The following is a 10,655-nucleotide window of genomic DNA, read 5'->3' on the forward strand; positions in this document are numbered from 1 at the left end:
TTAACATGAGATGTATTTAAATTTTCAAGCCTTTCAGATGCTGCTAAAATGTATTATAGTTGAACCCTAACATCAGATGTAATAGATTTATTGCAGTTTTCATCACTCCTCGAAGAATACTTGTCTTCGTAGCTCTGATCATTGCCACTGTTGGTATTGAAACTAGGCAAAAATCAATTGAATAAATATGTATACAAAAAATCAAACTACAAAATCACTTCATTTATTATAAGAACTGCCTTAATAGTTAAAATATTTTTTCGCTTTAGAAAATGTTTTAACTAAGTAATTTACTTTTTTTACCATAGGGTCTGACCCCATGCATTTGCCATGCGTTTTTTTCTAACTCTTGTTCACTTCATCATAAATTATTTTAGAAAGCTGGGAAATAAATTCATCACTTTCCCCATTGGTCATAATTGATATCACATAGGGATCTTTTGAATACACGATTGCAGCATCATGATTGTAAGCTCCGTTTATACCAATTTTATGTGCTGTTTTTACAGGAAGGTACTTTGGAATTTTGACAGTATCCCAGCTTGTATTCTTCATATAGGATATTGCCTGTCCACCATTGATGTTCTGACTGTATATTTCCTTCATCAATACAGCTATATCCCTAGCGGAGAATTCTTTTGAAAATGTAACTATATTTCTTGACAGTATTCCTCCTATATACTTCTTAAAGGCACCATCATTTTTATCGCACACATAGTATCCAAGCATGTTGGCAGCCAAATTGTCAGAGTAACTACAGGAATCCTTGAGCAGTACATCAACACTTACAAGTTGACCATCACGGATATTATTTTTCAATATACCAGTACCGCCTCTAATCATGGCCCCTGGTATATTATTTACATAATCATGATATGGAAACTTGGTATTTGAACTTATGATTCCCACATTTAATTTCTTTTGAGTATACAATATTTCAGGAAGCTTGCCAGTACTTGCAGCATAATAAATTTTGTCCTGATTTATTCCAAAACTTTTTCCACTGTTAAGTTGGATGAAATAAACTCCCACATTTTTTGATTCTATGTACTGCTGTGCAGCCTGTTTTGCCCTTTCAATTTTATCAATCTGCTTTGGCTGGACAACTGCCTTTTGTGAAATATGTTTTGCTGGTTTGACTGTCTTGTTTTTCTCTTTTAAATTTACATTCTTTATATCAGATAATTTCTTTTCCAAAGTTTTATTTTGCTTGTACAGTTTAACTTCCATTACACTTATTCCTACTAGAATTAAAATTACTATGCTAAAAATCACTTTTGACAATTTTTTATTCATTTAGTTTTATCTCCTGTCAATCTTTCAGTTAAAAGTTTACCTGTTATTATAGTCGTATATTTTTTTGAATTGTTTACATAAAATTTAGAATGTATCCACCCAAAAACATCTAATTCTTTAATTTACTTTTTTTACCATGGGGTCTGACCCCATGCGTTGAAAATGCACTTTATATTAAAAGTACAAAAAACTATTTTCCGGGAAATAATTGAAACTTTGAATCGAATATTGAAAAACATAGTAAAATTCCAGTCTTTTATGTATAAATTTCTTTAATTATACAATCATTAGACTTAAATGATATTATGCTGCTCTCTAACTGTTTAAACATATTGTCCTTCATTAATTTTGATTTTGCTGACTTGATAAAATCATACGTATTTCTATCATTAGATAGTATTGTTTTTGTATAAGTTCTAGTAAATATTCTTCTGTCATAAATTTATCAATATAAGAAATTATGGGTTTAAAGAAAGAACTAGAAATACCAGGTAAATAGAAGGCACTTCAGGTCTTGATATGATACCTCTAAAGTAGAAAGTTTAAATATAAAAGCTGATACTCTGGAGGTATTTTTATGGCAAAGCCCAAATGTACCGCTGAACAAAAAGTACAAGCTGTCGAATACTATCTTAATGGTATAAGAGGTGTTTCGGATATTATGAATGATTTGTCGATAGACAATACAAGAACAATCCGGCAATGGATTTCTGTATATCAGATATCCGGTTTATCTGCTTTTGTTCCTAAATCAAAGAACAATAGTTATTCAAAAGAATTTAAACAGAAAGTGGTAGAGGAATATATCGACGGAAATGGATCACTTTCTGATATTACTGCCAAATATAATTGAGTTTTTATTGAGATATAAAGAATAATCAGACTCCTGTAATAGAACAAATAATTTCAGCTATTGTGAATGAATATTAGCTAACCCATACTCCTTTGTAAAATGAATTTATTCCCCATGTATTATAAAAATAATGCATGGGGGTAATCATATATAATATAATAGATGTGTAACTAACAAATAGAAATTTGTTGCTACCATATCCCTACGAAAAAGCCTTCATCCACTCTTCATAAGAAATCTTTCCCGAGACAAATCTTTCTAGTATTATATATGTTTTTTCCGCTGAAGTATTCGCTCTATTATGACATTTATCCACTAACTCTTTTTCATTTGTTAACGGTTCATATATATGCTCTTTTTTATGATACGCTTCATAGTATCTTATACCAAATATCCTCTGTGACATAGCATTGATATGGATACCGTCCGGGTTAGATGTAAGTCCTTTAGCAGTAACATAATAGCAATTTTCTTTATCCTGTGCATATTTTTGAAGTTCTTTATTAATAAGTTGATATTCCACACACCCTGCACCAAATGCCACCTTACCCAAATAATCGCCCAAACCACCTATAATAAATGGAATATTAGGTAGGGATAATTCTCTTCTTATTTTATTAAAGATTCTTAATATTTTTTCATAGTATTCTTTGTATTTTCCATCTTGGCTATCACTTTCCCCCTGATGCCATAGTATTCCTGCCAATTCGCTGCCTTCCATTGCAAATTTAGCTTCATTTATTGCGTGACGAAATAATGTTCCATCTATTGACCACTCATCAATGGAGCTGCCACCTTCGGCACATGGAATGAGGCCAATTTTTTCTCACTCATTATCCTTACACCAAGCCTCTGCAAATGATGCCGCAGGCCCTACGCCCGCAGCTGGTCTATCAAAATGAATTGGTTCAGCCATCATCTGCCATCTTCCATTTCGCAACATCATAATTCTTTCATTATAAATCGGAGGCACTTCATGGGTAAATCCACGACCTGCCATATTTGATTGTCCAATTAGTAAAAATGACTTCATTCTTTTCTCCTATCTACTAAATATTGATATTAATAAATTGCTATTTGTTAATTGTCAATTACTTTTGAGCTGATTTTGGAAGAGTATTTGCTCCATTATACATAAGATTAACTGTAAGATTTTTATTTTTGGCATATGCAATTTCAACTGCCTCTTCCAGTGTCCTGGTCAAAATAATCTTAGTATTCTTAAGTAAATCAGAATCAATGTCAGAAACCAAAATCAATTTATATTTTTCAGCAGTTTCACAGAAAAAGTATCCAACATATTTTGAAATAGTATACTTTTCCCTAAGATCTTTTTCCCTGTCAAGCATATTGTCATAATTCTGTATCATGTCATTAATATCTTTAATATCTCCAATTCCTCCACTACACTGGGCGATAACTATGATTGTACCACCATCAACTACTGCTTCTTTTGCATTCATTAAAGTTTTTATTGATTGATAGAGATTTATATCCTTTGGATATCCCCCTGCACTTGCAATAACTACATCTGACTTCTTCTTTATATTAACACCATCAATACTGTCTACTAATTTTCTTCCTGCTTCATGAGCTGTTATGTAATTTCCTGAAACTGCATTGGCTATATTGCCGTCCGGTCCCATTATTACATTGAACATGAATGAAGGCTTTACCATAGCAGCCGCCTGCAGCATATCATCATGTACGGGATTCCCTATAATGTTTCCTGAACATATTTCAGATCTTACTCCGCTTCCAAGGCCCTCATTTAAAGAAAGTGAATGATTTTTTGATATAGTCTTGAAGGATGATATACCAGGAAGAATAGATTTCTTTCCTCCAGCCCAGCCAACAAGGAAATGATAAATAATAGCTCCTGTAAGTATTATATGATCACAATCCATAGCTTTTTTGTTTACTATAACAGGTGTTCCATGACTTGTTTCGCCTAAATATACCATTCCTTTTTCATCAAAGCAATCATGGTCATAGACTTTAAATCTTTTTGACAGTTTTTCACCAAGAAGCATATCATGTTCTTCCTTGGTTTGTTTTCTATGAGAACCTAAAGCAACAATGAATATAATATCCTCATCTTTAACTCCGCCTGCATTCAGTTCCTCTACAATTTTAGGCAAAAATTTATAAGGCTTCTGCCAGTATCTTGTAATGTCTGAAACTAATATACAAACCGTTTCGCCTTCTTTAACTATATCCTTAAGTCTCTTGCTGTCAATGGGATTGCAAAGTGATTCCGATATAACTTCATCTTCTGTCTTATCCTGTTTGACAGGATTGCTTTTTATTACCTCAATCACATTTTTTTCATCAATAAGGGCATCCATAGTACCCTGTCCGTACTTCATTTTAATTTCTTTCATTTATATAAATCCTCCTAAATAATTTATTTTTGAATAAGTGCAAATATCTCTTTGTATTATTGCATTTATTATATCATAAACTCTCTGTATTTTTGACAAACTTAGACAATTAAGTGGGGTCAGACCCCGTGGAAATAAATTCCATGGGGTCTGACCCCTTTATACACTTCTATACATATTTTTTATATTTATCAGTCCGTCTACTATTCTCTGTTTTGAAAAACTACATCTGGCAAGTTTATTGTCATCCCATTTGTTGATTTCATTATAAAAAAATAATGCAGTCTCATAGTTTCGCTGTGATTTATTTGATTTTATTGATTCCATCAATTTATCTTCAGCTTCATTAATTTTTCCATCACTTATATACTTTCTGATCATCATTTCCAATAATCCATCTTTGGAAATAACTACATTTTGATTGTCCATGTTTATATTTCTTTCTACGGCATCTTGTCCTGCAGAATTACGACCTAACATTTCTCCAATTGATTCTATCAACCTTTTTATATAATCATGTTCATACATTAAAGTAGTACTCCTTTCATTGAAAATACATAAATTCCAATAAGTGCTGAGTAAATATTAAAATAAGTGTACATTATCCATATGATGGTGTCAAAGACCATGTACCCTTTTATTTTTAGCATAATTCTTATTTTTAAATTTTTAACTTATATAATCTTAATTTCCTTAAAATGTTTAACTCATCAAATTTTATGTTATTTCTTATATTATAGTTATACATGGCTCAAACTTGCCAACATAAAAGTCACCTTTGAGGAAAAACTATATTTAGAAAGAAAGGAGAGATAATTAATGAAGCATAAAATAAATCATAATAATGTTAAAAAAGAAGATGGCAAATTCAAAAAAAAGCATATAAATCATGATCCACAAGCTGAGAGTTCAAGAACAGAATCTAATTCTACAACAGATAGAAGTTATACTTCATATGAAAACTATAATATGGAATAAATAAGAGAGTCAGACCCCATGGCATTTTTTGCCATGGGGTCTGACCCTCTCACATCATCTCAACAAATTTCTGATAAAGTTGTCTAGAATTATTAAAATAATCAAGTATTCTTTGCGAATTTATAAATTTTTCTCTATACATTCCTATAATCATACTATAGCTACTCCATTTATAATTCTCAGGATTTTTTACCATATTGGCCTTTACTGGATTTAAGTGTATATATCTGCTTACTTCAAGCATGTATTTATCTTCTTTTATCAATTGAGATTTATATCTGTCTTGAAACAAATGTCCTGTTAAATTGTACTTCTTGTTAAAGTAGATTGAATAACACATATTTATTCTTTTCATAATATTTCCTATCTTTATTTCCTCAGTTGCAATAACCATATGAATGTGATTTGTCATAAGACAATAACAATATATTTCATATATCAACTTTTTCTTTGTCTCTTTTAATATGTTTAAATAGACTTTATAATCCTGCTCATCCCTAAATAAGTCATCTCTGTGATTTCCTCTACAAATTATATGATACTTGGCTCCAGGATACCATTCTCTAATTTTCCTTACCATGGGCTTTTACTCCTTTTGTTTTAGATTATAGCCACATGTGTTTATCTTTAATCACAAAAATAGAGAGAAGATTTCTTCTCTCTATCCATCAATTTTTCCTTTTTTTGTCATGGGGTCTGACCCCTGCTGTTATGGGGTCTGACCCCTGCTGTTCAGCATTTTATAAAGCAAACCATATAGTTTTTGTGATTCATCCAAGTTTAGTTTGGCACATTTCACAAGCTGCATAGGGATTTCAACTGCCTTCTCTTTAAGTCCATCTCCATTATCAGTAAGTGTAACCATAAGATTTCTTTCATCATCTTTTGAGCGGGCACGTGTAATGTATCCTTTGGATTCCAATTTTTTCAAAACTGGTGTAAGCGTTCCAGAATCAAGGTAGAGATATCTTCCAAGTTCCTTGACATTAAGCTTTTTTCTTTCCCACATTACCATCATGGTTATATACTGTGTATATGTCAGATCTATCTTGTCAAGAAATGGCTTATACATTTTAACTACTTCCTTTGCACATGCATAAAGAGGAAAGCACAGTTGATTTTCTAATTTTAAAACGTCATATTTGTTCTTCATGATACATATGCTCCTTTTGCAAAGTTATTATATTATGCACAGTTAAGTTTGCAAATTTCCCTATAAAAATGATTTTGCAAATTTACTTGCTTCCTTTAAATCTTGAGCATTAGGCTTTCCTCTATGCATAAAACCAAATGAGCCTTTACAGTGGTATTCCCTGTCACTTACCTCTATTCCCATTTTACCTGCAATTTTCTTTATTTGAGAATAGGTTGACTTAAGGATTGCTGCAGTACTGAAATTTACAATTTTACCAACAGAACCATCCATGTCTTCAATGAATTTTTTGACCTGTTCATCTACACCGGCAGCATATACGGAACTTCCAAGGAACAGTATATCTACATCTCCTGATAATTTTTCATCTACTGTTTTTGCCTCTACACCTACTGTTCTTGCTATCTCATCTGCAAGTTTTTTCGTGTTGCCTGTCTTTGTATAATATCTCACTGCTATTTTCATGACATTTCCCTCCTAATTGGGTTATAACAAGGCTTTTACTTTTGCATCTATCTTGTCAGGTGTTGTTGTGGATGCAAATCTTTCAACAACATTACCTTCTCGATCCACAAGAAATTTAGTAAAATTCCACTTGATCTTGTTTCCCATAACTCCACCCTTTTGAGATTTCAGATAGGTATAAAGCGGATCTTCATTTTCCCCGTTGACATCAATTTTTGAGAACTGACTGAAAGTAATTTTATATGTAATATCACAGAAATTTGCAATTTCTTCATTACTTCCCGGTGCCTGACCAGCAAACTGATTGCATGGAAAGTCCAGTATTTCAAATCCCTGGGACTGGTATTTCTCATACAAACTCTGAAGACCTTTATACTGTGGTGTAAATCCACATTTCGTAGCTGTATTGACAATCAACAATACTTTTCCTCTATATTTATCCATTGAAACATCATTGCCCGCTCCATCTTTTACAGTATAATCATAAATACTCATAATTTGTCCTATCCCTTCTTGTTAATTAAATTGTGTTTAATTAAATTGTACACAATATAATTTTGTTTGTCAACAGGGGTCTGACCCCCAGTTTATCTAGCAAATCGCACCCCCATATCAAATGCAGCTTTACAATCCTGCGGGAATTGTTCTTCCCTGACTTTTCTCTTTTTCTTTTCATCAAATAGTGATGCAACATATTTGGAATAGTCATCGAATTGATACGTGTCATTGACAGCTAAAGATTCAAAATAACCAAAGGTATTTTTTATATATGATTTTATAGTTTTAAGACCATCTTCATAGGCTTTAGATTGCTCATTAGTTACATTCATTGTATAAATGAATCCAGCTGGTATTTTTCTCGGAAAAATACTTGAATGATTTTTGTCATAAACCAGATATTGAAATACAAGTCGTTCCAGAAAAGATTTCATGGCTCCGGTAACTGAGTGCAGGTATATTGGAGAACCAAAAATAATTGCATCTGCATTTGAAACTTTTTCAAGAATAGGGGTTAAATCATCCTTTAAGGCACATTTTCCATAACTTTTCCCATTTTTCAATTTACAGGCAAAACAGCTTATACACCCCTTATAATTATAATCATAAAGATGGATAAGCTCTGTTTCTGCACCACGTGAAGATGCCCCTTCCAGTGCCTTGCCAAGTAGAGTGGCAGTATTTTTATTTTTTCTAGGACTTCCGTTAATTGCAATTACTTTCATTGATTTTTCCTCCATTTTCATAATTGATTTTATGCTATAAATTATATATCATAGTAATAAGGAAAGTAAGTATGCACTTATTTGTTATATACTAACCATAAGGTTCGTAAAGGAGCACTATTATGAATAGTTTTGAAGATAAATATGGATGTTGTGGAATGCGTTATACGATATCTGTAATTGGTGGTAAATGGAAATGGATTATACTGTGGAAAATATATAAAGCCAAAGTAATACGATATAATAATTTGAGAAATAATTTAGAGCCTATTGCCCACAAGACATTAAGCGCACAGCTCAAAGAACTTGAAAACAGCAAGCTAATCCATAGGGAACAATATAATGAAGTTCCACCTAGAGTTGAGTATTCCTTAACGGAAGAAGGAATGACATTAATACCGGTTCTTGAACTCATGAGCAAATGGGGAAATGAACATATAAAAAAATAGAGTGTCTCAGGGTCAAGGGTCAGACCCCATGACATTTTTTCCCATGGGGTCTGACCCTTAGAATTCAAAAGTCTTTGTTGCAATATTTTTAGAAAATTCACTGTCATGCTCTACAAATAGAATAGTTGGTGAATATGACAGAAGTAATTCTTCTATCTGCATACGTGAAATAACATCTGTAAAATTAAGAGGTTCATCCCATATATACAGATGAGCTTTCTCACATAGACTTTTGGCTATGAGTACTTTTTTCTTCTGGCCTCCGCTAAAAGTTGACATATCCTTTTCAAATTCAGTTCTTGAAAAATCAAGTTTCCTTAAAATAGCTTTAAAAAGACTTTCATCAATATCATTTTCCACGGCATAATCAGTTAAATTACCTTGCAAATTTGATGTATCCTGTGATACATAGGATATCTTTAATTGGCTTTCCTTTATAAAATTACCAGTATACTTTATATTCTCACCACAGATAAGCTTCATGATGCTCGATTTTCCACATCCATTTCTGCCTACAAGAACCAATCTGTCACCCTGTTCAATAGTAAAGCTTACATTTTTGCAGATCATGGTATTGTCATAAAAAATTGAAATATCATTTAGTTCTACAAGTCTGTCCTTGTAATATGGCAGTTGAGAAATTTTCAATTTTTCACTATTTTCAACATTTTTAAGAAGCCTGGACTTTTTATCGAATGCACTCTGCTGTCTTTTTTCAATTGTTTTGGATCGTTTCATCATTTTTGCTGACTTGTGACCTATATAGCCTTTATCTACTTTGGAACCGGAATTTTTGGTACCATGTTTTGTTTTTTCAACTTTACCGGACCAGCTATCTGTTTGTCTAATGGCTTTTGACAATCGGCTGATATCTTTTTTAAGTTTTGCATTTTCTGCAATCTCAAAATCGTCCTGTCTCTTTTTATTTTCAATCCAGGAAGAAAAATTTCCCTTTTGAACTTCTATATTTGTCTTGTTAATTGAGAGAATATGATCAACACAATTATCTAAAAAGTTCCTGTCATGGGATACCAAAATAAATCCCTTTTTAGTGTCAAGGTAGTCGCCTACAAGTTTTCTTGCCTTTATATCAAGATGATTGGTTGGCTCATCAATCAACAAGAAGCTATTTTCCTTGAGAAACAGAGTAGCAAGCATTACTTTGGTCTGCTCTCCATTTGACAGTAGATGAAATGGACGATATAGGACATCCTCGGAAACTTCTAGTAATGAAAGCTCACGCATTAATTTCCAGTGAATATAATCCGGCAAAATATTACCAATTACATCAAGTGTAATATTCTCTTTGTTCTCTACTTTAAAAGGGAAATATTCAAAATCCACATTTGCAGAGATATTTCCCTTGTATTCATATTTTCCAAGAAGCAAATTGAGAAATGTTGTCTTGCCCCTGCCATTTCTTCCTGTAAATCCCAATTTCCAGCCGCTGTCTATCTGAAAACTTATATTTTCAAATATATTATCATAACTGCCATCATAAGCAAAAGTCATATTTGTAACATTTATTAAAGACATAAATTATCCTCCTGTATAAAAAATCGAGCTGCAAGAAAGTTAATTCTCACAGCTCATAAATACAGCAAAATAAACGCAATTTTAAATACGCCCAAAATATACTATACTGTTTGACTGAAAAGACTGGTAACTTTCTTGCACAAGCACAATAAAACAAGCGATATCCATCACCTTTATAAATTTATCATGCTTTAAAAAACTAACAAGAAAAGTTACGCATCTTTCCACCTCCGATCATTTTATTTATAGCCTTGAGCATAACTTCAAGGCACTCATTTCTCTAGTCCGATAAGGACTATTTTTTTCTATCACTAAAAT

At 32.3% G+C, this 10,655-nt stretch carries 12 protein-coding genes and 1 pseudogene; 3 read left to right on the top strand and 10 right to left on the bottom strand.

All coding sequences use genetic code 11. The features are described from left to right. Positions 1–342: 342 nt before the first annotated feature. Positions 343–1,296 (bottom strand): serine hydrolase, encoded by a 954-nt coding sequence (locus KM800_RS14380; protein WP_217813702.1) that lies wholly within the window; start codon positions 1,294–1,296, stop codon positions 343–345. Between the two features lie 577 nt (positions 1,297–1,873). Here KM800_RS14380 and KM800_RS14385 point away from each other — a divergent pair. Beyond that, entirely contained in the window at positions 1,874–2,149 is a 276-nt protein-coding gene (locus KM800_RS14385; protein ID WP_217813703.1) for a helix-turn-helix domain-containing protein, read from the top strand. 202 nt (positions 2,150–2,351) lie between these two features. Here the strand turns inward: KM800_RS14385 and KM800_RS14390 are convergent. The 3 genes and pseudogenes from KM800_RS14390 to KM800_RS14400 form a co-directional block, all read right to left on the bottom strand. Beyond that, positions 2,352–3,182 (bottom strand): annotated as a pseudogene (locus KM800_RS14390) (sialate O-acetylesterase). A gap of 58 nt (positions 3,183–3,240) precedes the next feature. Next, positions 3,241–4,533 (bottom strand): nickel-dependent lactate racemase, encoded by a 1,293-nt coding sequence (larA, locus tag KM800_RS14395; protein ID WP_217813704.1) that lies wholly within the window; start codon positions 4,531–4,533, stop codon positions 3,241–3,243. 159 nt (positions 4,534–4,692) lie between these two features. After that, positions 4,693–5,061 carry a DUF6483 family protein gene (locus KM800_RS14400; RefSeq protein ID WP_217813705.1) on the bottom strand — a complete coding sequence of 123 codons (369 nt, stop codon included), beginning with the start codon at positions 5,059–5,061 and terminating at the stop codon, positions 4,693–4,695. 291 nt (positions 5,062–5,352) lie between these two features. On the opposite strand from KM800_RS14400, the gene KM800_RS14405 reads away from it, so the two are divergent. Beyond that, complete coding sequence (locus KM800_RS14405) at positions 5,353–5,511, top strand: CPC_1213 family protein (RefSeq protein ID WP_217813706.1); 159 nt, start codon at positions 5,353–5,355, stop codon at positions 5,509–5,511. Positions 5,512–5,560: 49 nt separating this feature from the next. Here KM800_RS14405 and KM800_RS14410 read toward each other — a convergent pair whose 3' ends face one another. The 5 genes from KM800_RS14410 to KM800_RS14430 form a co-directional block, all read right to left on the bottom strand. Continuing rightward, positions 5,561–6,091 (bottom strand): transposase, encoded by a 531-nt coding sequence (locus KM800_RS14410; protein ID WP_217813707.1) that lies wholly within the window; start codon positions 6,089–6,091, stop codon positions 5,561–5,563. 129 nt (positions 6,092–6,220) lie between these two features. Then, on the bottom strand, positions 6,221–6,664 hold the full coding sequence (locus KM800_RS14415) for a MarR family winged helix-turn-helix transcriptional regulator (protein ID WP_217813708.1): 444 nt from the start codon (positions 6,662–6,664) through the stop codon (positions 6,221–6,223). A gap of 60 nt (positions 6,665–6,724) precedes the next feature. Next, positions 6,725–7,129 carry a flavodoxin family protein gene (locus KM800_RS14420; protein ID WP_217813709.1) on the bottom strand — a complete coding sequence of 135 codons (405 nt, stop codon included), beginning with the start codon at positions 7,127–7,129 and terminating at the stop codon, positions 6,725–6,727. A 21-nt stretch (positions 7,130–7,150) separates the two neighbouring features. After that, positions 7,151–7,624 carry a glutathione peroxidase gene (locus KM800_RS14425; protein WP_217813710.1) on the bottom strand — a complete coding sequence of 158 codons (474 nt, stop codon included), beginning with the start codon at positions 7,622–7,624 and terminating at the stop codon, positions 7,151–7,153. A 92-nt stretch (positions 7,625–7,716) separates the two neighbouring features. Beyond that, complete coding sequence (locus KM800_RS14430; protein ID WP_217813711.1) at positions 7,717–8,352, bottom strand: flavodoxin family protein; 636 nt, start codon at positions 8,350–8,352, stop codon at positions 7,717–7,719. A 122-nt stretch (positions 8,353–8,474) separates the two neighbouring features. Between KM800_RS14430 and KM800_RS14435 the strand changes: the two genes are divergently transcribed. Next, the gene (locus KM800_RS14435; RefSeq protein ID WP_217813712.1) at positions 8,475–8,801 is read left to right on the top strand and encodes a winged helix-turn-helix transcriptional regulator; all 327 of its coding nucleotides are present in this window, start codon (positions 8,475–8,477) and stop codon (positions 8,799–8,801) included. Between the two features lie 57 nt (positions 8,802–8,858). Here the strand turns inward: KM800_RS14435 and abc-f are convergent, their stop codons facing one another. Next, on the bottom strand, positions 8,859–10,337 hold the full coding sequence (gene abc-f / locus KM800_RS14440; RefSeq protein WP_217813713.1) for a ribosomal protection-like ABC-F family protein: 1,479 nt from the start codon (positions 10,335–10,337) through the stop codon (positions 8,859–8,861). Positions 10,338–10,655 lie beyond the last annotated feature (318 nt).

It is taken from the genome of Clostridium tyrobutyricum, from assembly GCF_019144085.1.
Classification (GTDB): domain Bacteria; phylum Bacillota; class Clostridia; order Clostridiales; family Clostridiaceae; genus Clostridium_B; species Clostridium_B tyrobutyricum_A.